This window comes from Pseudophaeobacter sp. C1-32P7 (assembly GCF_041008775.1).
In the GTDB taxonomy this organism is placed as follows: Bacteria; Pseudomonadota; Alphaproteobacteria; order Rhodobacterales; family Rhodobacteraceae; genus Phycobacter; species Phycobacter gallaeciensis_A.
On record NZ_JAXGFR010000004.1, the window covers coordinates 1 to 22,939 of the forward strand.

A 22,939-nucleotide genomic window follows, 5' to 3' on the forward strand; every position below is an offset into this window, starting at 1 on the left:
CTAACGATCATAACCAACAATCTCCGCGGGATGGAGCAGCCCGGTAGCTCGTCAGGCTCATAACCTGAAGGTCGCAGGTTCAAATCCTGCTCCCGCAACCAAAGATAACGCAAAACGCCGCCTCTTGTGAGGCGGCGTTTTTGTGTTCCGCCAATGAGTCACAGCCAGACCGAACAATGGCGCGCTGACAGCCTTCAATCGCGCTTTGATTTATCGGGAAATCGACCTGCAACAAAGGGCTACGCAAAGCCGCAAGCCCTTTGTTTCGATCAAATGCAACGTGCGGTCAGCTGGCCGCGGTGCCGTCCGCGTTCGCCTTTGGCAGGTCCCAGAACAGGCCGGTCATGCAGCGCAGCGCGTCGCGGCAGACGGGTTTCAGAACATGTTCGTTCGGGGCGTGCTGCGAACATCCGCGATAGGAATGCGGCACCCAGACCGTCGGCAGTTCAAGGATATCGGCAAAGCTGTCGTTCGGCAGGGATCCGGCAAGGTTCGGCAGGATATGCGGTTTCTTGCCTGCGGTTTCGGTCAGCGATCCGGCCACGAAGGTCACCCAGGGGTGATCGGGATCCAGGCGGGTTGCCTTGAAGAAACCACGGTCATGCGGGGTGACCTTGATGTATTCGAACCCGTGTTTGTCCAGATGGCGGCGCAGCGCGGGCAGGATGTCATCGGGATCAGTGCCCACCACATAGCGCAGCTGGCAGGTGGCGCGGGCAGTGGGCGCGATGGCATTGACCGGCGCTTCGGGCACGCCGCTGGTCATTGCCAGCACGGCAAAGGAGTTCCAGCCGAATACCCGCTCGGCAGGGGTCAGCGAGGTCTCGCCCCAGTCGGTGTCGATCGCAGGGCCGCTGTCGCCCTCGAGCGGCAGACCGTCCAGCGCGGCGCGCACGGTATCGGTCAGGCTGTCAGGGCGCCATTCCGGGATCTGGATCTGACCGCGGCGGTCGCAGATGGTGGTGAGCGCATGGGCCAGGATCATCGCGGGGTCCGCCAGCAGACCGCCCCAGTTGCCGGAGTGATGCGCACCCTCGCGCAGGTCGAGTTCAAGGTCGAAGCTGACACCGCCGCGCGAGCCCATGAACATGGTGGGGGTGTCGGGCTGCAGGCGCGGCCCGTCTGAGGCGATCAGAACGTCGGCCGTCAGGCGGTCCTTCTGCGCGGTGAAGAACTCCGGCAGACCGGCAGAACCGGTTTCCTCGGACATTTCAATCACGATCTTTACGTTGAAGCCAAGGCTGCCGCGTTCGGCCAGCACGGCCTCCAGGGCGGCAATATTGACCAGATGCTGGCCCTTGTTGTCGGCGGTGCCGCGGCCATAAAGCCGATCGCCTTCCTCGACCAGGGTGAAGGGGCCCAGCCCTTCGCGCCACTGTTCGGTCTGGGCGCGGATCACATCGCCATGGCCATAGGTCAGAACGGTGGTAAGGGCCGGATCCTCGATCCGTTCGCCGACCAGGAGCGGGCCACCGGCAGGATCGGGGTTCGGGAAGATCTCGCAGGTAAACCCGGAGGCGGTGAGACGGGGCTCGATCACCTCGACAAGGTAGCGCATCAGCTCAGGCGCGGCCTCGGGGTTCTGGCTTTCGGTCGGGTAAGTGACCCAATGGGCCAGGTCGGATTGAAAGGTGCCTTCGTCAAAATAACTGCTGACACGGGAAATTGCGCCCTCGCGGCTGGTAGATGCGGTCATTTCTGCTCCACAGGTTCGGTAATGGCATCGCCCCAGGGCGACATGATTTCGGTGCAGCCGCTGTTGCGGCCTTCCTTGCGCTGAACGCCGGCCGGGCAGGCGAAGGCATAGGGGAAGACGGCGCGGCGGGTCGTGACCGTATCGTGCTCGGCCTCAAGCGCGGCGATCACATCCGCGGGCAGGCTGTCGTCCGCGACCACGGTCTCCCCTCCTGACACATCGATCCGGGGCTGGTGGAAAGCCTCGCCCACGTCCATGCCAAAGTCCGCCACAAAGGACGACAGCTGCGCGACGGCCGAGACGATCTTGCGCCCGCCGGATGCGCCAAAGGCAAAACGGCTGCCGCTTTCTGTCTCGCCCAGAACCGGGCAGACGTTCATCAGGCAGCGTTTGCCGGGCGCCAGCGAGTTCGGTTTGCCTTGCTCGGGGTCGAACCACATGATGCCGTTGTTCATCAGAAGGCCAGTCTGAGGTGATACCACGCGGGACCCGAAAATCGACAGCAGTGTCTGGGTGTGGGACACCATGTTGCCGTTACGGTCCACCACCGAGAAATGCGTGGTGCAGCCGGGGGCATCCGGCGTTTCGCCATCATCGCCCATGCCTGACAGACGTTTGGCATAGGCGGCCTTCAGCGCAGCGGCATAGGCGGTATAGGCCTCTGCACCCGGTTGATCGCCGGGCGTCAAGGCGTCTTCGAGATGGGCAAAGGCATCGCGGAATGTCGGTCCGGCGGTCAGCCCCGGCATCACGTTGAAGCGTGCGTTGCGATAGGCAAAGGACAGCGGATCCAGCATCTCTGCATGATAGCTGGCAAGGTCTTCGACCGAGAGCGATCCGCCCTTGGCCTGTACGTCGGCGGCCATGGCGGCGGCGATGTCACCTTCGTAGAAATCCCGCGCTCCGGCCTCGGCCAGCTGTGACAGGGTATCGGCCATCTTGGACATGTCGAGGCGCTTGTCCGCGAGGCTGGTCCAGCCCGCGATAGTCGGCCATTGACCGTCCTCCAGGAACAGCGCCGCAGCGTCTGCGTCCTGCGCCAGCGCGCGGGTGGTGGAGGCGATGATCAGCGCCGCGTACCAGTCCACCGCAAGCCCCTCGCGGCCAAGCGCGATGGCCGGTTGCAGCAGGTCCTTCCACGGCAGCTTGCCGAACCGCGCGTGGGCCTTGCCCACACCATCGACGGTGCCCGGCACCGCAATGGCGGTGGCGCCTTGCACGTTGCGGTCTTCGACGACCTTTTCCCAGGGGAAGAGATCGCCGGCCTTGCCTTCGCCGGACAGCGGATAATCGGCGACGTTCAGCCCCTTGGGCGCGCGCATGCCGTAGTTGAGTGCATAGGCGCGCCCTTCGTCAGCGCGCCAGAGCATGGCGGCGCCGCCACCGGCCGGGCCGCTCATCCAGGGTTCGACCACCCCAATGGCAAAGGAGACGGCGACGGCGGCATCCACCGCGTCTCCGCCTGCGGCCAGCACATCGGCCCCGATCCGGGCGGCGCGGCTGTGCTGGGCTGCGACGACGCCGTATTCGGTTTCGATCACCGTCTTGCGGGTCACCTGCGTCGAGGAGAGATTGGATATCATGTGTGTCTTCCTTTCTGTCCGATCAGGCCGCAGAGGTCTGGGCGCTGTCAAAGAGGTGGCATTCGACGCGGCCATCTTCGGTCGCAACGGTCTGCGGCGCAACCTGGCTGCATTGGGGCATTGCCTTGGCGCAGCGCGGGTGGAAATGGCAGCCTGAAGGGGGCGCAATCGGGTTCGGGTAGGCCGCGCCCAGATGGGTGTCCGGCACGCCCTTGTTGGGATCCGGAGTCAGCACCGATTGCAGCAACGCATCGGAGTAGGGATGGCGGCTGCGGTCAAACAGGCCTTCAACGCTGGCTTCCTCGACGATCCGGCCGAGGTACATCACCGCCACCCGGTTCGCGAGGTGTTCCACCACCGCAAGGTTGTGACTGATGAACAGGTAGGTGAGGCCGAATTCGCGGCGCAAATCTGCCAGCAGGTTCAGGATCTGCGACTGCACAGACACATCCAGCGCCGAGGTCGGCTCGTCACAGATGACGATCTCGGGCTTCATGATCAGCGCCCGGGCAATCGCCACCCGCTGCCGCTGACCGCCCGACATCTGGCTGGGGTAGGTGTTCATCACCCGCGCGGGCAGGCCGACGATATCCAGGATCTCGCGCACCGCCTTTTCCTGGCTGGCGCTGTCACCGACATTATGCACCCGCAGCGGCAACGAGATGATGTCGTAGATGCTCTTGCGCGGGTTCAGCGAGGAATAGGGGTCCTGAAAGATCGGCTGGATGCGGCGGGCCAGTTCCGACCGGTTCTGGGCGCCAAGCTCCTTGCCATCCACCAGCACCTGACCTTCGGTGGGCTGTTCAAGGCCCAGCAGGATCTTGGCGAGGGTGGATTTGCCGCAACCGGATTCCCCGACGAGGCCCAGGACCTCGCCGCGGCCGATCTTCAGCGACACGTCATTGACCGCCTTCAGCGGCTTGGGGGAGGAAAACATGCCCTGTTTGACCGAATAGGTCTTGGACACGTTGCGCAGTTCCAACACGGGAGTATCGCTCATGCGGGCACCTCTTCGGAGTTCTGGGCGTGGCCATCGGCGTGGACACAGCGGAAGTTGTGATCGGAACTGGCGTGTTCGCGCAGCGGGATCGGTTCGCGGCAGGCCGCGACTGCGTGATCGCAGCGGGTGCGGAAGGGGCAGCCGGTCACATCCCCAACCAGCGAAGGTACGATGCCGGGGATGGTGCCGAGTTCAGCGCCACGCTCGGTCTTGCCGGGCACCGGGATGCAGCGCAACAGGCCACGGGTATAGGGGTGCGCCGGGGACTCGAAGACGGCGGTGGCGGGGCCAGTCTCGACCAGCTCGCCGGCATACATCACCGCAACCTTGTCGGCGACGCGGGCCACCACTCCCAGGTCATGGGTGATGAGGATCATCGCCATGCCCAGTTCTTTTTGCAGATCGACCAGAAGCCGCAGGATCTGCGCCTGAATGGTCACGTCGAGCGCGGTTGTCGGCTCGTCCGCGATGATCAGTTCCGGCTCACACATCAGCGCCATCGCGATCATCACCCGCTGCCGCAAGCCGCCCGAAAGCTGGTGCGGATATTGCGACAGGCGGCTTTCGGCGGCGGTGATGCCAACCTTTTCCAGGAGTTCCACCGCGCGGGCGCGGGCCTGATCCTTCGACACCGGTTTGTGCAGCAGCAGTGCCTCGGTGAGCTGGTCGCCGATGGTATAGGCCGGGTTGAGCGAGGTCATCGGCTCCTGAAAGATCATCGACATGCGAAGACCGCGCAGCTTGCGCATGCCGCGCTGGCTGGTCTTCATCAGGTCGATGCCAGCAAAGGACAGCTGATCCGCCTTGCGCGAGATCTTCTTGCCCAGAAGCCCCATGATCGCGAGCGAGGTCAGGGACTTGCCGGAGCCGCTTTCACCAACGATGCAGAGCGTTTCGCCCCGGTTGAGGTCGAAATCGATGCCGCGTACGGCGTGCAGGGTGCCGCCGCCGACGGGAATATCCAGCGTCAGGTTGCGGACAGAGAGTATCGGTGTGTCAGTCATGCCTGCCTCCCTCAGTTGCGGTTTTCAGGTGCGGTGACGTCGCGCAGACCATCACCCAGCAGGTTGATCGCCAGAACCAGCGCAAAGAGCACAAAGCCGGGGATCAGAACCAGCCAGGGTTCGAACAGCATCATCTGCTTGCCCTCGGAGACCATCAGGCCCCAGGAGGGCGTCGGCGGTTGCACGCCAAGACCCAGGAAGGACAGCGCCGCTTCGAGCAGGACGGCGTGGGCCATCTCAAGCGTCACGACAACGATCAGGTTGTTGACGATATTGGGCATGATTTCCGACATCACGATGCGGGTGTTGGAACAGCCGATGGCGCGGGCGGCGGCGACATATTCGCGGCCGCGCACCTGCAGGGTCGAGGAGCGCATCACCACGGCGAAGCGATCCCAGAGCAAAAGACCCAGAACGAGGATCACCACGGTGAGCGAGCCGCCGAAGATCGCGACGACGGCCAGTGCGACCAGCACCACGGGCATCGCCAGACGCACGTTGATGAGGAAGGTCACCACCGCATCGACGCGGCCACCGAAATAGCCTGCGGCCACGCCCATGGCGGTGCCGATGAGGCCCGAGATCAGCGCCGCCACGACGCCGATCATCAGCGACACGCGGGCGCCATAGATCAGGCGCGAAAGGTAGTCCCGGCCAAGGTGGTCGGTGCCCAGCGGATGTTCCCATGTGCCGCCAAGGAAGACCGGCGGTTCCATCCGTGCGAGCAGGCTTTGGGCATAGGGATCATGCGGCGCGATATAGGGGGCAAACAGCGCGACGATGACGAGCAGTGCGAGCACCACGCCACCGATCAACAGGCCCTGATGGCCGAAGATACGCTTGCGCAGCAGCTGGCCTGGGGTCGGGCCGATAATGTCCTGAAGAAGAGGATCAGCAGTCTGGGTCATGTCATCCGGCCCTCATGCGGGGGTCCAGCCAGGCGTTCAACACGTCGGCAAGGAAGGTGAAAACGATATAGAACATCGAGAATACAAGGATCAGTGCCTGCACGGTCGGCAGGTCGTTGCGGCTGATGGATTCCCAGGCGAGGTAACCTGCGCCATGCAGCGCGAAGATGGATTCAACCACGATCGAGCCGCCCAGCATAAAGCCCATCTGCACGGCCGCCAGCGACACCACCGGGATAATCGCGTTGCGCAGCGCGTGTTTGAACATCACTAGCCCCTCTGGCGCGCCTTTGGCGCGGGCGGTGCGGATGTAGTCCGAGGACAGCACTTCGAGCATCCCTGCACGGGTCAGGCGCATGATCGCGGGCATCGCGTAGTAGCCAAGCACGATGGTCGGCATTACGAAATGCAGCGGCGTTGCCGTGCCCGAGGGCGGCAGCCAGCCAAGCTGAATCGAGAAGACCACGATGAGGATCAGGCCGAACCAGAAGCTGGGCATCGCCTGACCGGCAACGGACAGGAACAGGGCCAGCCGGTCGATCAGCGAGTTCGGCTTGATCGCGGCAGCCACGCCAAGCGGAACAGCGGTCAGCAGGGCAAAGGAAATGCCGCAGACACCCAGGGTCATGGTGATGGACAGGCGGTCCATGATCAGGCTCGCCACCGGCAGCTTGAAATAGTAGCTTTCGCCGAAATCGCCACGCAGGGCACTGACCAGCCAGTCCCAGTATTGAACCAGCATCGGGCGATCAAACCCGTAGATGCGGCGGATGGCTTCGACATCCTGATCGCTGGCATGTTCACCCGCGATCGCCGTGGCGGGATCACCGGACAAAAACAGCAGGCTAAAGGAAATCAACGAGACCGTAAGGGCGACCAATATGGCCAGCCCGGCCCGCTTCAGTATGAAACGCAGCAAGGGGAACCTCATTTGCTGGGCAGGATAAGGGAGAACCACCCGGGCAGGGCGGGGAGCAGAGACGGCGGGGCCGGGGCCCCGCCGCAGGGATCAGCTTACTTCCATTCCATGTCGGTGAAGCGCAGAACTTCATCGGCAGTGGGGGTGTAGGCCACATCCTGGGAGAAGACGTAGTTGGTGTTGTAGGAGAACATCGGCACCCAATAGGCCTGATCCGCGATCTTTTTCAGTGCCTTGGAGTAGTTTTCCTTGCGCACTTCGGGATCGGTGGCGCTGTCAGCGGTATCGAGCCAGCCGGCCACTTCTTCGTCGCGGGCATCGTCAAGCGAGCCGAGCTTAAAGAACTGGCTGGTGATCGCCGAGGTGTCGTTGATCGAGTAGGAGCCCCAGGTCTGGAAGGAGACCGGCGTGCCGCTCTTCATGCGCAGTTCGCGCAGGGCAGAGTACTGCAGCATCTTGAAATCGGTGTCGATGCCGACAGCGTTCAGGAAGCTGGAGATCGCTTCGGCGTAGTCGCGGTTGCGGTAGGCGTAGAACTCGGTCTTGAACCCATCGGGGTATCCCGCTTCGGCCAGCAGGGCCTTGGCTTTTTCGACGTCGTATTCATAGGAGACCACATCCTGATCGCAGCCGAACTGGCTGGGGAAGCAGGCGGTGGAAATCACTTGGCTCTTACCTTTGAGCAGCGCCGAAACCAATGCCTCGCGGTCGATGGCATGGGCCACCGCGCGGCGCACGCGTACGTCGGTGAAGGGGTTGTCCTCACCGGTGCGACCGGCGGCATCCAGCGTCAGATAACCGATGCGCATGGTGCTTTCGTTGGCAACAGTGAACTTGCCCATCTGCTCCAGCTTTTCCGCCAGATCAGACGGCACCTGCCAGATCAGATCCAGCGAGCCGTTGAACAGTTCCGCCATCTGCGTGTTCACATCGGGGATGGTGCGGATGTCGACGGTGCCGACTTCGGGCTGGCCTTTGGGGCTGTCGTGGTAGCCTTCGTATTTCTCCAGCACGAAATGCTTGCCCGGGTCGACCGAAACCACCTTGTAGGGACCGGTGCCGACGGGCTCTAGGCCCATGCCCGAGGGGCCGGCTTCGGCGTAATATTCATTCGGATACATCGAGACCGGACCGGAGAGGAATTCGATCGCGGCAGGGAAGGGGGCCTTCAGGTTGATGCGCACGGTGTACTGGTCGACCTTCTCGGCCGATTTCATCCAGTTGACGTTGCGCTGGGTCTTCACGCCGTTCTGTTCTTCGGCAACGAAGTTCACGGTGTAGACCACATCGTCCGCATCAAAGGGTTCGCCGTTGTGGAAGGTCACGCCTTCACGCAGTTTCAGCTCCAGCGTCAGATCGTCGATCCACTCCCACGAGGTTGCAAGGTTACCCTTGTATTCGTTGGTGATGGGATCGCGGTAGATCAGACCGTCCCAGACCGCGCGCTGCAGCACAACGCCTTCACGGGAGGAGTTGAAGTAGCTGTCGACGTTCTCGAGCTCTTTGGTGAAGGCCACATTCAGCACGTCTTCGGACTTGTCTGCATGCGCAGCTGAGGCGCTGAGCGCAAGAACGGTCGCGGGGATCAGAAAGCGTTTCATGTTTACTCCATGTTGACCTGAAGGGCTGCCATAGGGTGCAACAGTACTCAGGGTTTGACATTGATATTATTATATGATACTCACTATCACAATAATGTCATAAGAGGGCAGGCTGTCCCATGTCGTCAAGTCGAAAAATGTCCGGTGACGCCGGTGGCGATAACAGTGCTACCCCCCGGAAGCAGGACACGCTTTATGTGTCTTCTCTGGCCAAGGGTCTGAAACTACTTAAAATATTCGGCCGCAACCATACTGAGTTGTCGCTGACCGAACTGGTCAAGCTCAGCGGAATGGACAAAAGCGCGGTGCAGAGGCTGGCCAATACCCTGGCGGTCGAAGGCTTTCTCAACCGGGATCCGGTGACCAAGAGATTCCGTCCGACCCATGCCTGGCTCGGGCTGGCCTATGCCTATTACTGGTCCGATCACCTTGTGGCGCTGGCGATGCCAAAGCTGATCGAACTGTCACAGCGGCTGGGCGAGACGGTGAATCTGGCTGAAATCTCCGGCACCAATATAGTCTATGTCACCCGGCTGCCCTGCCAGCGGACCAACTTCGAAGCGATGCTGGTCGGGCGCAGCCTGCCGGCGCTGTCCACTTCGCCCGGACAGGCGATTCTCTCCACCTGGGCGCCTGAGGATGTTGCGGAAGCATTGGAAAACTGGCCGCTGCGGCAGATGACCGCCCGCACCACCATGGACCGCGAAGAACTGGGGCGGCAGATCACCCGAACCGCAGAGCGCGGCTTCAGTCTGACAGAGGATCAGATGATTCTGAACGAGATCGGGATTTCAGCACCGATCCGTGGCCCCAACGGCATTGCCCGCGCGTCGGTGCAATGTTCTGTCTCTGCCTTCCACTGGACGATTGAGCGGGTCGAGCGCGAGTTGGTGCCTTATCTGCTGGATGTCGCAAACTCGATTACACCACCACACAGGTAACAACCGCGCCCGTTTTGGCCGTGGTCAAAGCCCCTACAGGCTGGCCATGATATCGCGTGCGGCTTCCATCGCCACCGGCGCGGCCTGACGTTCGAATTCGTCCTGCGACCATTCAGAGAGCGAGCCTGCAACGTGGATGGCGCCGATGGGGCGCCCGTCGCGTGAAATGCCGACGCCGATGGCGACTTCGCCGCGCAGGTATTCATCGACGATCACCGCATAGCCATTGGTACGTGCAATCCGGACCTGCTCCAGAATTTCCTCGGGATCGGTGCGGGTTGCGGCGGTGTATTCTATCAATTCGGACCTGCCCAGAACCTCCCGGACCTCATCATCGGTCATCAGCGACAGCGCCGCGCGCCCACCCGCCGTGGCAAAGGCCGGAACGCTGTGGCCGACAAGAGTGGCGTAAAACGTCTCGCGTTTGCTTTGGATGCGGAAGGCGTAAATCATCCGGGTGTCGTCAAACAGGCTGAGGTCGATGCGTTCCCGCAGGGAGCGGCGCAGCTCCAGCAGGACCGGCGTTGCCTTTTGCACCAGCGGGTCGAGCCGCAGCACATCCAGCGTGTGATCCAGAAGGCGCAGGCCGGGCAGATAGCCGCGATCATCCGAACTGCGCTGGACATAGTCCAGTTTTGCCAGCGTGTGGACGATGCGTTGGGTGGCGGAGCGATCCAGCCCCGACAGCTTGGCGATTTCACTGAGGCTAAGCGCCTTGTTGACCCCGTGAAAGGCCGCAAGGACCTGCATGGCCCGCGCCGCAGAACGCACAAAAAGCGCATCGCCCTCTTCTGCTTCGAATTTCAGCTCTTTGCCCGGGGTTGTTCTGACATTGGGTCGCATGAGTCCGCCTGAGTGTTGACGAATCCGAAATTGGATGCCTACGATTGATTCATGATACAACTGTATCACTATATAATACACTTAGCAAGGTTGCCGTTGCGGCAACCTTGTTCTTTACGGAGTGATGACTGATGCGGGTCGCCCTGGCCGGATTTCTTCACGAGACGAACACCTTCGCGCCCAACCCCGCGGATCTGCAGGCCTTTCAGCAGGGCGGCGGTTATATCCCGCTGACCGAAGGCGTGGCGCTGCTGGAGGCGGGCAAGGGTGTGAATCTGGGCATCAGCGGTGCCCTGACCGTCGCGGCAGAGCGCGGCTGGCAGGTGGAGCCGGTTCTATGGGCGGGGGCAATCCCGTCGGCGCATGTGACCGAAGAGGCCTTTGAAAGCATCGCCAAACGCATCGTAGAAGGCATCCGGGCGGTCGGACCGCTGGATGGTGTCTTCCTTGATCTGCACGGCGCCATGGTCACGACCCATCTGGATGATGGCGAGGGTGAGCTTGCCACTCGTGTGCGGGCGGTCGTTGGACCGGATGTGCCGATTGCCGTCGCGCTGGACCTGCATGGCAATATCTCGCGGCGGTTGGTGGAAATGGTCGATGTGCTGACCGGTTTTCGCACCTATCCGCATGTGGATATGGCCGAGACTGGCGCCCGCGCGGCGCGGCTGCTGGATGATATTCTGCGCAGCGGAACCCTCCCGGCCAAGGCCTATCGCAGCCTGCCCTATATGGTGCCGATCTCGTTCCAGAGCACGACGATGGAGCCGGGGGCATCGCTTTACCGCTCGGTTGCGCAGATGGATGATGCAGGTACGGCGGCCTCCCTGTTCATGGGGTTCCCGGCGGCGGATATTCCTGACTGTGGCCCCTGCGCCATCGCATTTGCTCCGACACAAAATGCGGCAGACGCTGCGGTCGACCAGATCGCGGCGGCCTATGGGGAGGCCGAAAGCGCCTTTGACAGCCGGACCTATACGGCAGCCGAAGGCGTGGCCGAGGCGCAGCGGCTTCTGGATGCAGGCGTCAAGGGCCCAATCGTGCTGGCCGATACGCAGGACAACCCCGGTGCTGGCGGCGCTGCCACCACAACAGGCATGCTGCGTGCGCTGGTCGAAGCGGAGGCACAGAATGCGGCCCTTGGCTTGATCGTGGATCCGGAATCTGTTTCGCGCGCCTTTGCTGCCGGTGAGGGAGCCAGCGTGACGCTGTCCCTTGGCGGGCACCCGGATTTCCCCGAGGACGTGCCGTTTGAAGCCGAAGCGGTGGTGGAGCGGCTGGTCACGGACAAGCTGCAGGCGACCGGTCCTTATTATGGGGGCACCTGGCTCGATCTCAGCCCCGCAGCCTGCCTTCGGATCGGCGACGTACGGGTGGTGGTCACCAGCCAGATTGCCCAGCTCGCCGACCGCGAGATGTTCCGCTTTGTCGGCATCACGCCTGAGGACCAATCCATTCTCGTTCTCAAGAGCTCAACCCATTTCCGGGCGGATTTCGATCCGATCGCCGGGAAAACCTTGGTCTGTCTGGCGCCGGGGCCGATGGCCTTCAGCCCGGCAGACCTGCCGTTCACGCGGCTGCGCACAGGCCTGCGCCTGTCCCCCAACGGACCCGTCTTCGGGTCCTGAACTCATACGGCGCCCTGCGCTCTGGTTTCGGCGGGTGTTTCGCCGGAGCCCAAAACCAAAAACAACAGAACCGTTCCTCCTCACAACAACAGGGAAAACAAGAATGAAAACACTTCGTCCCCTTTCCGCCCTGCGCGGCAGCATGGCTGCAACGCTGATGGCGGGTGCCACCATGCTGACACCGCTTGCGGCCCAGGCCGAAGAAGAAAAGGTGATCACGGCAGTGATGCACTCGGGCCTCCGTGTTCTGGACCCGGTGATTACTACTGCGCATATCACCCGCAACCACGGCTATATGGTCTATGACGTCCTGACCGCCGTTGATGAAAACTTCCAGCCGCAGCCCCAGATGGCCGAATTTGCGGTCTCTGACGACGGGCTGACCTATACATTCACCCTGCGCGACGGGCTGAAGTTCCACGATGGCGCGCCGGTCACCGGTGAAGACGTGGTTGCCTCGCTGACCCGCTGGGGCAAGCGTGACAGTGGCGGTCAGATGATTTTTGACGTCACTGCAAGCCTTGAGGCGACCGACGACAAGACCGTCGTTTGGACCCTGTCCGAACCTTTCCCGCCGCTGATGAACGTGATCTCCAAACAGTCGGCGGTTCCGCCATTCATCATGCCCAAGCGGGTGGCAGAGACCTCGGCGGATGAGACCATCACCGAATATGTCGGCTCCGGTCCCTTCGTGTTTGAAACCGATGAATACGAACCCGGCGTTTCGGTCACCTACAGCAAGTTTGATGGTTACGTGCCGCGCAGCGAAGAAGCGAGCTGGATGGCTGGCGGCAAGGTCGTGAACGTCGACAAGGTGGTCTGGACCACCATGCCGGACTCGCTGACCGCCATCAACGCGCTGGCTGCCGGTGAAATCGACTACCTTGAACAGGTTCAGGTCGACCTGCTGCCGATCCTGCAAACCGCACCGGATGTCACTGTCGAAACCCGCGATCCGCTGGGCTACGTAACCATTGGCCGCCCGAACTTCCTGCACGCGCCTTTTGACAATCCGAAGGTCCGTCAGGCCGCATTGGAAGCGCTGAGCCAGGAAAATGTGCTGGCGACCATGATGGGCGATCCGTCCTACTATAAGGTCTGCGGTGCGATCTTTGGCTGTGACACGCCGCTGGGCGACGAGGCCGGTGCCGAAGCGATCACTTCCGGCGCACATCCGGACAAGGCGAAGGCCCTGCTGGAAGAAGCCGGTTATGATGGCACGCCCATCGTTCTGATGGCGCCGACCGACGTGGTCAGCCTGTCGAACCAGCCGGTGGTTGCGGCGCAGGCCCTGCGCGAAGCGGGCTTCAACGTCGACATGCAGCCGATGGACTGGCAGACCGTTGTGAACCGTCGTGCCCAGCAGCTGCCCCCGGCAGAAGGTGGCTGGAACATCTTCTTCACCAACTGGATGGTGCCTGAAATCTCGGACCCGCTGATCAACGTGATGGTCAACGGCCGTGGCGACGATGCCTGGTTCGGCTGGCCTTCGGATGAGAAGATCGAAGCCCTGCGCTCCGACTTTGTCGCGGCGGCCTCCGATGCGGAACGCAAAGAGGTTGCGGTGAAGATCCAGGAACACGTGATGGACAACGTGAACTACATCCACCTTGGCGAATACACCATGCCGCAGGCACGCCAGAACGCGATCCAGAACATGATCCCCTCGCCGGTTCCGGTGTTCTGGAACGTGACCAAGGAAGACTAATACCTCCCCCGACTTCCGGGGCGCGCGGAACTCTCCCGCGCCCCGGCTTTTCCACACTAATTCAAAAGGTAGCTGTCTATGCTCAGCTATATCCTGAAGCGCGTCCTGGCGACCGTTCCAGTCATGATCATCGTGGCCGTCTTCGTCTTTCTTTTGCTCCGGCTGACACCGGGCGATCCGGCAGCCATTCTTGCAGGCGACGCCGCCACTCCGGCACAGCTTGAACGGATCCGCGACAATCTTGGCCTCAATGACCCGCTGCATGTGCAGTTCTTCACCTGGACCGGGCAGATGCTGCAGGGCGATCTCGGGACCTCCCTGATTTCCAACACCTCGGTGGCTGACATGATCGGGGACCGCCTGGGGCCGACCATCAATATCGCCCTGATGACCATCATCATCTCGGTCCTGTTGGCCGTGCCGATGGGGGTGATCGCCGCCTGGCGCCACCGGACCTGGGCCGATTTTGCGGTGATGTCCTTCTCTGTCCTCGGCTTTTCGGTGCCGGTCTTCGTGATCGGTTATGTGTTGATCCAGATCTTTGCCATCGAACTGCGCTGGGTACCTGTACAGGGCTATGCCTCCCCGACTGACGGGCTGGGCGATTTCTTCATCCGCGCCATCCTGCCCTCGCTGACACTGGCGACGATCTATGTGGCGCTGATCGCGCGCATGACCCGCGCCTCCATGCTTGAGGTGCTGGGAGAGGATTACATCCGCACCGCCCGCGCCAAGGGCGTGCGCGAGAACACCGTGCTGTTCCGCCATGCGCTGCGCAATGCGGCGGTTCCGATCCTCACCATCATCGGTACCGGTTTTGCGCTGCTGATTTCCGGCGTGGTGGTCACCGAAAGCGTGTTCAACATCCCCGGGATCGGGCGTCTGACTGTCGATGCCATCCTCGCGCGTGACTACCCGGTGATCCAGGCGATGATCCTGCTGACGGCGGGCATCTACGTGCTGGTGAACCTTCTGGTGGACATCTCCTATTCCTTCTTTGACCCGAGGATCCGTTACTGACATGACCGATCATTCTTCCTCCAGTCAGAGCGCCTTTCAGCCGCTAATCCGCCTGTTGTCGCTGCCTGCGGGCGCTCGCCTTGGGCTGGGGCCGATGCTGGCCGCGCTGATGCTGACGCTCATCGTGCTGGCCGCGCTTTTGGCGCCGCTTTATGTGCCCTATGATCCGCTTTCGATGGATGCATTGGCGCGTCTGAAACCGCCGTCAGAGGCACATATACTGGGCACCGACCAATACGGCCGCGACATCTTCAGCCGGGTGATGACCGGCGGCCGCGTGTCTCTGCTGATCGGCGTGGGCGCTGCCGTGGTCAGCGTCGCCATCGGCCTTGCCATCGGTCTGGTCGCGGGGTTCTTCCGCGCTGCCGACGGGGTCATCATGCGGATCATGGACAGCTTGATGGCGATCCCGGCGATCCTGCTGGCGATTGCGCTGGTTGCCCTCAACGGGCCAAGCCTGCATTCCGTCATCCTCGCTATCACCATCCCCGAGGTGCCCCGCGTGGTGCGGCTGGTGCGCTCGGTCGTGCTGAGCGCGCGCGAGGAACCCTATGTGGAGGCGGCCATCGCGCTGGGGTCTTCGATGCCGAAGATCCTGATCCAGCACCTGATGCCGAACACATTGGCGCCGCTGATCGTGCAGGGCACCTATATCTGCGCCTCCGCGATCCTGATCGAAGCGATCCTCAGCTTCCTGGGCGCTGGCGTTTCCACCGAGATCCCGACCTGGGGCAATATCATGGCCGAGGGGCGGACCTTCTTCCAGATCAAGCCGGGTTTGATCTTCTGGCCCGGGGTGATGCTGTCGCTCTGCATTCTGTCGATCAACCTTCTGGGCGATACCGCGCGTGACCTTCTGGATCCGCGTCTGAAGAAACGGGAGGCATAAGATGCAGTTCAAATCCAAGGACTTCTCGCAGGCGGAACAGGTTCTGACCATTCGCGGCCTGACCGTCGGCCTCAGCGGGACCAGCATGACCGATCCGGTGCTGCGCGGCATCGATATCGACATTCGCGCCGGTGAAACCCTGTGCCTGGTGGGTGAAAGCGGCTCGGGCAAATCGGTGACGTCGCTGGCGACCATGGGGCTGTTGCCCAAGGGCGCGCTTGAGATCACTGGCGGGCGCATCGATCTCAAGGAGGTGGAGATCACTGCCGCCAGCGCGTCGCAGATGCGCGAGCTGCGCGCCAAACGCGTGGCGATGATCTTTCAGGAGCCGATGACGGCGCTGAACCCGGTGCTGCGGGTCGGTGAACAGATTGAAGAGGTGCTGAACATGCACACCGATCTGTCGGCAGCTGAGGCGAAGGCGCGCACGCTCGACATCATGGAGCAGGTGCATCTGCCGGATGTGCAACGCATCTATTCCGCCTTTCCGCATCAGCTTTCGGGCGGGCAGCGGCAGCGGATCATGATCGCCATGGCACTGGTGCTGGACCCGGATCTGCTGATCGCGGATGAGCCGACAACGGCTCTGGATGTCACCACCCAGCAGCAGATCCTAAAGCTGATCGCCGAGATGCAGGAGCGCCACGGCACCGCTGTTCTGTTCATCACCCACGACATGGGCGTTGTGGCCGAGATCGCTGATACCGTTTGCGTCATGCAGCAGGGCCAGATCGTGGAACGCGCGCCGATTGCCGAGCTGCTGACCGCGCCGCAGGAGGACTATACCCGCAAGCTGTTGCAGGCGGTTCCGAACCTGGCGCCCCGCGCCCCGCGTGCGCCCACGGGCGCCGAGCCGGTGCTGAAAGTCGGCGGGCTGGAAAAGGTCTATGGCGGCGGCGGTGTCTTCCGCAAGAATGACGAGGTACATGCCGCGCAGGATGTGAATTTCGACATTGCGCCGGGACAGACCCTTGGCATCGTTGGCGAAAGCGGTTCTGGCAAATCCACCGTTGCGCGCTGCATCATGCGGCTGATCGACCCGACAGACGGTTCGGTCGCGGTTGCGGGTACCGAGGTCGCGCGCCTAAGCCGCCGCCAGTTGCAACCCCATCGCAAGCATTTCCAGATCGTGTTTCAGGATCCCTATCGCTCGCTGAATCCGCGCTGGACCGTGGCGCGCTCGCTGTGTGAGGGGCCGATCAACTTTGGCACCTCGAAAGACGAAGCCATGGATCATGCCGGTGATCTGATGGAGCTGGTGGACCTGCCGCGCAACGCGCTTGACCGCTATCCGCATCAGTTCTCTGGCGGGCAGCGTCAGCGGATTGCCATCGCCCGCGCCGTGGCCATGCGACCGAACCTTCTGGTCGCCGACGAAGCGGTTTCCGCATTGGACGTCAGCGTACAGGCGCAGGTGCTGGAGCTTTTGGACGACGTGCAGGCGCGTTTTGGTATAGGCATGTTGTTTATCACCCACGATTTGCGCGTGGCTGCCCAGATCTGCGACGATGTCATCGTCATGCAGCGTGGCCGCGTGGTGGAACAGGGCCGCGCCGCCGATGTGCTGGCGAACCCGGCCCATGAATATACCCAGAGCCTGATCGAGGCCGCCCCTGGCCGCCATTGGGACTTTGCCAACTTTCGCGCCCTTCCCGGCGCGTCACAGATAGCAGGAGACTATGCATGAGCGTTCTTCCCAAGATTGAGGATTTCGCCGCCGAGCTGACCGCGATCCGTCAGGATCTGCACGCCCATCCCGAGCTGGGATTTGAAGAAACGCGCACCTCTGGCATCGTGGCAGAGCAGCTGCGCGCCTATGGCGTTGACGAGGTTCACGAAGGTCTGGGCGGTACCGGCGTTGTCGCGATCATCAAGGGGCAGGGGGGCGGCAACCGTCGCATCGGCCTGCGCGCCGATATGGATGCGCTGCCCATCGTCGAGGCATCCGGCGTTTCTTTTGCCTCGACCAACCCGGGCAAGATGCATGCCTGTGGCCACGATGGCCATACCACCATGCTGCTGGGGGCTGCGCGCTACCTGGCTGAAACCCGCGATTTCGACGGTACCGCCGTTCTGATCTTCCAGCCCGCCGAAGAAGGTCTTGGCGGCGCCCGCCGGATGATTGAGGAAGGCCTGTTCGAACAATTCCCGGTCGATGAGATCTACGGCATGCACAACAGTCCCAATGGCGAGCCGGGGCGTGTGGAGATCACCCCCGGACCAGCGATGGCCGGGGCCAGTTTCTTTGACATCACCGTGTCCGGCACCGGCAGCCATGCCGCCATGCCACACCAGTCGAGGGACCCGATCGTGATTGCCACCGCGCTGGTGCAGCAGCTGCAAAGCGTCGTCAGCCGCAACACGCCGCCCACCAAACCGCTGGTTCTGTCGGTGACCAAGTTCAATTCCGGCTCTGCCTATAACGTAGTTCCGGACAGCGCCAGCATCGCCGGCACCATCCGCTATTTCCACGCCGATGTGATCGAAATGGCCGAGGCCCGCATGAAGGAACTCTGCGCCGGTATAGCCGCGGCCTATGGGGTGGAGATCGAGGTGTCCCTGCGCAATGTCTTTGACGTGCTGCAGAACGACCCGGAGCTGTCTCAGGCCTATATCGAAGCTGCCGCAGACATCGTCGGCCCTGATATGGCGGTGATCACCGAAGATCAGGCGACTGGATCGGAAGACTTCGCCGATATGCTGCAGGTGGTGCCGGGCGCCTACTGCCGCGTGGGTCACGCGGGCACCGTGCCGCTGCACAACCCCGCCTTTGTGCTGGATGATGCGATCCTGCCTGTCGGCGCTTCGGTCTATGCGCGGATCATCGAAACCCGTCTGAAAAGGAACTGAGCATGACGAAAGATCCCTTGGATCTGCCCTTTGACGCGGATGAGATGCTCGAAGGGCTGCGGCTCTGGGTGGAAACAGAAAGCCCCACCTTTGACGCCGCGGCTGTGAACCGCATGATGGATGTTGCGCAGCACGATCTGGCGGCGCTGGGCGCACGGGTCGAGCGTATTCCGGGCCGTATGGGGCTGGGCGATAGTGTGCGCGCGACCATGCCGCATCCCCGCGCGGGCGAAGGTGGCATTCTGGTGCTAGGTCACCTTGATACTGTGCACCCGGTCGGTACGCTGGAAAAGCTGCCGTTCCGGCGCGAGGGCAACCTTTGCTATGGTCCCGGGATCATGGACATGAAGGGCGGCAACTACGTCTACCTTGAGGCCATGCGCCAGATCCTGGCAGCCGGGATCGAAACACCGCTGCCAGTGACTTTCCTTTTCACCCCGGATGAGGAAATCGGCACCCCAATGGCCCGCCGCCTGATCGAGATGGAAGCCGCGCGCCACCAGTATATTCTGGTACCGGAACCAGCCCGGCCCGATGGTGGCGCGGTGATCGGCCGCTACGCGATTGCGCGTTTCAACCTGCAGACCAGAGGGCGGCCAAGCCACGCAGGCTGGGCTTTGTCCGAAGGACGCTCTGCCATTGCCGAGATGGCCCGCAACGTGGCGGTGATCGAAGGCATGACCAACGAGGACTGCACCTTCTCTGTCGGGGTGTTCAACGCCGGGAAATGGGTCAACTGCGTGTCCTCTGTCTGTGATGCCGAGGTGCTGACCATGGCCAAAACGCAGGAACTGCTGGATGATGGCGTCGCAGAGATGATGGCGCTGAATTCGACCGAGGGCGATGTCATCATGGAGGTGCGTCGCGGCGTCACCCGCCCGGTCTGGGAGCCGGATCAGCCCGGCACAATGGCGATGCTGGAAGTGGCGCGCGACATCGCGGGTGACGTCGGGTTCGAGCTGCCCGCAGGCTCTGCCGGGGGCGGATCGGACGGCAATTTCACCGGCTTCATGGGGCTTCCGACCCTCGATTCCATTGGGGTGCGCGGCAAAGGTTTGCATACCCTGAACGAGCACATCGAGATCGACAGCCTCGTCGAACGTGCCCGACTGGCCGCAGGGCTGTACTGCCGTCTGGGCGCCTGATCCGGTCGCGCTGGGCTGCCGAATATTCCGGTTGCAAGATGTGATCCCCCGGCTTTGGAAAGAGTCGGGGGATTTTTAGTAAGACCCTGCAATACATGTATAAAAAATACTTGATTTTGCACACAGATTACTTGAGGCTTGAAATTTCAAGCATAAAGTAAACGCCAGATGGTCCGCCATCGCCAGGCCGCCCAAACAACAACCGGACGTTCAAAAAGTCCACGGGCGCGCCTGATTTCAGTCAGGGAGACACACATGACTTTCCGTTCATCTGCCGCCACCATTGCGCTTGTCGCGGCCACCGCTCTGGGAACATCTGCCGCGCAGGCGGAGGAGGTGTCGCTGCGGGCTGTCACCGCATTTGCTACCGGCACCACCTTCTCGCGCGATTTTGAAGCCTTCGTCGACTGGGTGAACGAGAACGGCAAGGGCGTGGTCCAGATCGAGCTTCTGGGTGGCCCCGAAGCCGTGCCGCCGTTCGAACTGGGCAACGCGGTGCAGGCTGGCATCGTCGATATTGCCAACAACACCACCGCCTACTACCCGAACCTCGTGCCCACTGGCGATGCGCTGCATCTGGCCCAGAACACCATTCAGGAGCAGCGCGAAAACGGCTGTTATGAACTGGTCGACAGCATCCACCAGGACCAGATGAACGTGAAATATCTCGCCCGCGTCGGCGATCACATGAACTATCACCTCTATCTGACCAAACCGCTGGAAGGCCCCGACCTGACCGGTCTGACGCTGCGCACCACGCCGGTTTACCGCGCCATGTTCGAGAAACTGGGCGCCACACTGGTCCGCACCGCCCCGGGCGAGGTCTATACCGCACTGGAGCGCGGTGCGATCGACGGATACGGCTGGCCCAGCCAGGGGGTTCTGGATCTTGGCTGGCACGAACAGACAGCTTATCGCGTCGATCCGGGGTTCTATCAGGTCGATGTCAACTTCCTCGTCAATCTCGACGCTTGGAACGGTCTGGATGACGAACAGCGCGCGCTGCTGGAAAAGGGCGCGGCCTGGATCGAAGAGCAGAACGCCATGAACGTCGAACGCAACGCGGCCGAGGCAAAGGCACAGGCTGATGCCGGTATCGAGACGCTGACCTTTGAAGGCGAGGCCGCCGCGACCTGGAACACCACCGCTCAGGAAGAGGGCTGGGGCGAGGTCATGAAGATCGACGCCGACCTTGGCGCAAAGCTGCAGGCCTGCCTGCTGAAGTAACACGAGAGGGGCGGCTCTGGTCGGGGCTGCCCCTCTTCAGAGCCGCCCCCAATCGGAGCCGCCATGACACTCTTCGACAAACCCTTCTCAGCGCTGTTGCGCGCTCTGGCTGTGCTGAGCGCGGGCCTGATCGCGGCAATCACGCTGGTGATCCCGCTCAACGTTGTTCTGCGCAATCTTGGCCTGCCGGTGATCTACGGCGCGCTTGATGCGATTGAATACGCCTTGATGGTAGCAACCTTTCTGGCGGCGCCCTGGGTGCTGCACATCAATGCCCATGTGCAGGTCGATCTGATCACTCGCGCCCTGCCGCCTGCCGCGCGGCGCGGCGCATTGGTGATGACCTGCCTGATCGGCGCGGCGACCTGCGCGGTGATGGGCTGGTACGCGTTCGAGGCGCTTATGCAATCGCAGGGCCGCGGCTCCATGGTGCGCACGGCCTTCACCTTCCCCGAATGGTGGACCTTCATCCCGCTGCCCGCGTCGATGCTGCTCTGTACCCTTGAATTCCTGCGCAAGATTGCGCGTCCGGTGCAGGATGATGCGCCGCTGACTGGCCTCTGAAAGACCTGCTGATGGATTGGATTGTTACGCTTTCTTGGATGCTGGGCGGTCTGGCCGCTCTGCTCCTTCTGGGGCTGCCGGTGGCCTTTGCCTTTATCACCGTGACCATGATCGGAGCCTTTGAAATCCTCGGCGGAGATCGGGGCCTTTTGCAACTGGCGCGCAATGCCACGCAATCGGTTGCGAATTTTCAGATGGCGCCGATTCCCCTGTTCATCCTGATGGGGGAGATCCTATTCCAGACCGGCATCGCCCATCGCGCCATCGACGCGATCGAGCGGGTGGTGACTCGGGTGCCCGGGCGCCTGTCGGTGGTGACGGTGTTTGGTGGTACGATCTTTGCGGCGCTGTCTGGTTCGACGATTGCCAATACCGCGATGCTCGGCTCGACCATGATGCCGGGCATGCTGAAACGCGGCTATCACCCGACCATGGCCATGGGGCCGATCATGGCATCGGGCGCCATCGCCATGCTGATCCCACCCTCGGCCCTTGCGGTTCTGGTCGGCAGCCTTGCGGGCATTTCCATTTCTGGTCTCCTAGTCGCAGGCGTTATCCCGGCCTTGCTGCTTGCGGGCTCTTTCGTGGCTTACATCATCCTGCGCAGCCTGATGGACCCGCGGGTCGCGCCGCCGGATGACCTGCCGACGATGTCCCTATCCGAGCGGTGGCGGCCGTTCCTGATCTACGTGGCACCGCTCAGCGCCTTGTTCGCGGTGGTGATCGGCAGCCTGCTTCTTGGGATTGCGACCCCGACGGAATCCGCCGCCCTGGGGTGCCTTGCGGCGCTGGGCGCAGGGGCCGCCTACCGGGCGCTGACGTTCGAGAAGATCGGCAAGGCCCTGATCGAGACGGTAAAGCTGTCGGTGATGATCCTGTTCATCATGGCCGCCAGTCAGACCTTTTCGCAGATCCTGTCCTTCAGCGGTGCCACCAACGGATTGATCAAGGCGATCAACGCGGTGGATCCGACCCCGGTTGGCGTGCTGATCGGCATGATCGTGATCCTGTTGCTGCTTGGCTGTTTTATCGATCAGGTCTCGATGCTGATGGTGACGGTGCCGGTCTTCGTGCCACTGGCCGCGCAACTGGGGATCAATGATCTGGTGCTTGGGGTTGTCTACCTGCTGACTATGGAGATCGGCCTGCTGACGCCGCCATTCGGCCTGTTGCTGTTCGTGATGCGCGGGGTCGCCCCTGACGGGATCGGCATGAAGCAGATCTATGCAGCCGTGACGCCGTTTCTGGTGATCAAGCTCGCGATCCTTGGGCTGCTTGTTTGGCAGCCTGCAGTGGGTACATGGCTGCCGGGGCTGATGATGGATTAAGGCCCTGAATTGGCGCATTGTTTGCAAAGTGAAGGGGGCCAGCGTTCTGCTGGCTCTCATGCAAATAAGGGGCCGGTTTGGCATC

The 22,939-nt window shown here is 62.2% G+C and carries 19 protein-coding genes and 1 tRNA gene; 12 read left to right on the top strand and 8 right to left on the bottom strand.

The features are described from left to right. The first annotated feature begins 24 nt into the window (after window positions 1–24). Window positions 25–101: transfer RNA gene (locus tag SM763_RS06780), tRNA-Met, on the top strand. 185 nt (window positions 102–286) lie between these two features. On the opposite strand, the gene SM763_RS06785 is transcribed toward SM763_RS06780, so the two are convergent. The 7 genes from SM763_RS06785 to SM763_RS06815 form a co-directional block, all read right to left on the bottom strand. Continuing rightward, window positions 287–1,696, bottom strand: a complete 1,410-nt coding sequence (locus tag SM763_RS06785) for a M20 family metallopeptidase (RefSeq protein WP_368998056.1) — start codon at window positions 1,694–1,696, stop codon at window positions 287–289. After that, a complete protein-coding gene (locus tag SM763_RS06790) occupies window positions 1,693–3,279 on the bottom strand; it encodes a gamma-glutamyltransferase (protein ID WP_368998057.1) in 1,587 nt (528 codons plus the stop codon). Before SM763_RS06790 ends, SM763_RS06785 begins: the two co-directional genes overlap by 4 nt. A 22-nt stretch (window positions 3,280–3,301) precedes the next feature. Then, window positions 3,302–4,279, bottom strand: coding sequence for an ABC transporter ATP-binding protein (locus SM763_RS06795; RefSeq protein WP_065271733.1), 978 nt, complete (start codon window positions 4,277–4,279; stop codon window positions 3,302–3,304). Beyond that, complete coding sequence (locus tag SM763_RS06800) at window positions 4,276–5,283, bottom strand: ABC transporter ATP-binding protein (RefSeq protein ID WP_368998058.1); 1,008 nt, start codon at window positions 5,281–5,283, stop codon at window positions 4,276–4,278. Before SM763_RS06800 ends, SM763_RS06795 begins: the two co-directional genes overlap by 4 nt. An 11-nt stretch (window positions 5,284–5,294) precedes the next feature. Next, window positions 5,295–6,191, bottom strand: coding sequence for an ABC transporter permease (locus SM763_RS06805; RefSeq protein ID WP_065271731.1), 897 nt, complete (start codon window positions 6,189–6,191; stop codon window positions 5,295–5,297). A 1-nt stretch (window position 6,192) separates the two neighbouring features. Next, window positions 6,193–7,110 carry an ABC transporter permease gene (locus tag SM763_RS06810; protein WP_065271730.1) on the bottom strand — a complete coding sequence of 306 codons (918 nt, stop codon included), beginning with the start codon at window positions 7,108–7,110 and terminating at the stop codon, window positions 6,193–6,195. A gap of 95 nt (window positions 7,111–7,205) precedes the next feature. After that, window positions 7,206–8,711 (bottom strand): ABC transporter substrate-binding protein, encoded by a 1,506-nt coding sequence (locus SM763_RS06815; protein ID WP_368998059.1) that lies wholly within the window; start codon window positions 8,709–8,711, stop codon window positions 7,206–7,208. A gap of 119 nt (window positions 8,712–8,830) precedes the next feature. Here SM763_RS06815 and SM763_RS06820 point away from each other — a divergent pair, with 119 nt between their 5' ends. After that, window positions 8,831–9,652: an IclR family transcriptional regulator gene (locus SM763_RS06820; RefSeq protein WP_237028444.1), complete on the top strand. Its 822-nt coding sequence runs from the start codon at window positions 8,831–8,833 to the stop codon at window positions 9,650–9,652. A 33-nt stretch (window positions 9,653–9,685) separates the two neighbouring features. On the opposite strand, the gene SM763_RS06825 is transcribed toward SM763_RS06820, so the two are convergent. After that, window positions 9,686–10,495 (bottom strand): IclR family transcriptional regulator, encoded by an 810-nt coding sequence (locus SM763_RS06825; RefSeq protein WP_368998060.1) that lies wholly within the window; start codon window positions 10,493–10,495, stop codon window positions 9,686–9,688. A 131-nt stretch (window positions 10,496–10,626) separates the two neighbouring features. On the opposite strand from SM763_RS06825, the gene SM763_RS06830 reads away from it, so the two are divergent. From SM763_RS06830 to SM763_RS06875, 10 genes are all read left to right on the top strand, one after another. Next, window positions 10,627–12,123 (top strand): M81 family metallopeptidase, encoded by a 1,497-nt coding sequence (locus SM763_RS06830; protein ID WP_368998061.1) that lies wholly within the window; start codon window positions 10,627–10,629, stop codon window positions 12,121–12,123. A 103-nt stretch (window positions 12,124–12,226) separates the two neighbouring features. Further along, complete coding sequence (locus SM763_RS06835) at window positions 12,227–13,831, top strand: ABC transporter substrate-binding protein (RefSeq protein WP_274833220.1); 1,605 nt, start codon at window positions 12,227–12,229, stop codon at window positions 13,829–13,831. A gap of 78 nt (window positions 13,832–13,909) precedes the next feature. Further along, window positions 13,910–14,851 carry an ABC transporter permease gene (locus SM763_RS06840; protein WP_065271724.1) on the top strand — a complete coding sequence of 314 codons (942 nt, stop codon included), beginning with the start codon at window positions 13,910–13,912 and terminating at the stop codon, window positions 14,849–14,851. A 1-nt stretch (window position 14,852) separates the two neighbouring features. Beyond that, window positions 14,853–15,740 (top strand): ABC transporter permease, encoded by an 888-nt coding sequence (locus SM763_RS06845; protein ID WP_065271723.1) that lies wholly within the window; start codon window positions 14,853–14,855, stop codon window positions 15,738–15,740. A 1-nt stretch (window position 15,741) separates the two neighbouring features. Continuing rightward, entirely contained in the window at window positions 15,742–17,427 is a 1,686-nt protein-coding gene (locus SM763_RS06850) for an ABC transporter ATP-binding protein (RefSeq protein WP_368998062.1), read from the top strand. After that, entirely contained in the window at window positions 17,424–18,590 is a 1,167-nt protein-coding gene (locus SM763_RS06855) for a M20 aminoacylase family protein (RefSeq protein ID WP_368998063.1), read from the top strand. The genes SM763_RS06850 and SM763_RS06855 overlap by 4 nt, the downstream gene beginning before the upstream one ends. A gap of 2 nt (window positions 18,591–18,592) precedes the next feature. Next, entirely contained in the window at window positions 18,593–19,735 is a 1,143-nt protein-coding gene (locus tag SM763_RS06860) for a M20/M25/M40 family metallo-hydrolase (RefSeq protein ID WP_368998064.1), read from the top strand. A 255-nt stretch (window positions 19,736–19,990) separates the two neighbouring features. Next, the gene (gene dctP, locus SM763_RS06865; RefSeq protein ID WP_368998065.1) at window positions 19,991–20,962 is read left to right on the top strand and encodes a TRAP transporter substrate-binding protein DctP; all 972 of its coding nucleotides are present in this window, start codon (window positions 19,991–19,993) and stop codon (window positions 20,960–20,962) included. Between the two features lie 63 nt (window positions 20,963–21,025). Beyond that, window positions 21,026–21,526, top strand: a complete 501-nt coding sequence (locus SM763_RS06870; protein ID WP_274830437.1) for a TRAP transporter small permease — start codon at window positions 21,026–21,028, stop codon at window positions 21,524–21,526. 11 nt (window positions 21,527–21,537) lie between these two features. Then, complete coding sequence (locus SM763_RS06875) at window positions 21,538–22,854, top strand: TRAP transporter large permease (RefSeq protein ID WP_274838712.1); 1,317 nt, start codon at window positions 21,538–21,540, stop codon at window positions 22,852–22,854. The last annotated feature ends 85 nt before the right edge of the window (window positions 22,855–22,939 follow it).

What these genes read in the sequence shown, in the direction of transcription:
- SM763_RS06785 (WP_368998056.1), bottom strand. Translation starts at nt 1,696, where the DNA reads ATGACCGCATCTACCAGCCGCGAGGGCGCAATTTCCCGTGTCAGCAGT.
- SM763_RS06815 (WP_368998059.1), bottom strand. Translation starts at nt 8,711, where the DNA reads ATGAAACGCTTTCTGATCCCCGCGACCGTTCTTGCGCTCAGCGCCTCA.
- dctP (WP_368998065.1), top strand. Translation starts at nt 19,991, where the DNA reads ATGACTTTCCGTTCATCTGCCGCCACCATTGCGCTTGTCGCGGCCACC.
- SM763_RS06845 (WP_065271723.1), top strand. Translation starts at nt 14,853, where the DNA reads ATGACCGATCATTCTTCCTCCAGTCAGAGCGCCTTTCAGCCGCTAATC.
- SM763_RS06870 (WP_274830437.1), top strand. Translation starts at nt 21,026, where the DNA reads ATGACACTCTTCGACAAACCCTTCTCAGCGCTGTTGCGCGCTCTGGCT.
- SM763_RS06875 (WP_274838712.1), top strand. Translation starts at nt 21,538, where the DNA reads ATGGATTGGATTGTTACGCTTTCTTGGATGCTGGGCGGTCTGGCCGCT.
- SM763_RS06855 (WP_368998063.1), top strand. Translation starts at nt 17,424, where the DNA reads ATGAGCGTTCTTCCCAAGATTGAGGATTTCGCCGCCGAGCTGACCGCG.
- SM763_RS06860 (WP_368998064.1), top strand. Translation starts at nt 18,593, where the DNA reads ATGACGAAAGATCCCTTGGATCTGCCCTTTGACGCGGATGAGATGCTC.
- SM763_RS06795 (WP_065271733.1), bottom strand. Translation starts at nt 4,279, where the DNA reads ATGAGCGATACTCCCGTGTTGGAACTGCGCAACGTGTCCAAGACCTAT.
- SM763_RS06830 (WP_368998061.1), top strand. Translation starts at nt 10,627, where the DNA reads ATGCGGGTCGCCCTGGCCGGATTTCTTCACGAGACGAACACCTTCGCG.
- SM763_RS06840 (WP_065271724.1), top strand. Translation starts at nt 13,910, where the DNA reads ATGCTCAGCTATATCCTGAAGCGCGTCCTGGCGACCGTTCCAGTCATG.
- SM763_RS06835 (WP_274833220.1), top strand. Translation starts at nt 12,227, where the DNA reads ATGAAAACACTTCGTCCCCTTTCCGCCCTGCGCGGCAGCATGGCTGCA.
- SM763_RS06790 (WP_368998057.1), bottom strand. Translation starts at nt 3,279, where the DNA reads ATGATATCCAATCTCTCCTCGACGCAGGTGACCCGCAAGACGGTGATC.
- SM763_RS06850 (WP_368998062.1), top strand. Translation starts at nt 15,742, where the DNA reads ATGCAGTTCAAATCCAAGGACTTCTCGCAGGCGGAACAGGTTCTGACC.
- SM763_RS06805 (WP_065271731.1), bottom strand. Translation starts at nt 6,191, where the DNA reads ATGACCCAGACTGCTGATCCTCTTCTTCAGGACATTATCGGCCCGACC.
- SM763_RS06800 (WP_368998058.1), bottom strand. Translation starts at nt 5,283, where the DNA reads ATGACTGACACACCGATACTCTCTGTCCGCAACCTGACGCTGGATATT.
- SM763_RS06825 (WP_368998060.1), bottom strand. Translation starts at nt 10,495, where the DNA reads ATGCGACCCAATGTCAGAACAACCCCGGGCAAAGAGCTGAAATTCGAA.
- SM763_RS06820 (WP_237028444.1), top strand. Translation starts at nt 8,831, where the DNA reads ATGTCGTCAAGTCGAAAAATGTCCGGTGACGCCGGTGGCGATAACAGT.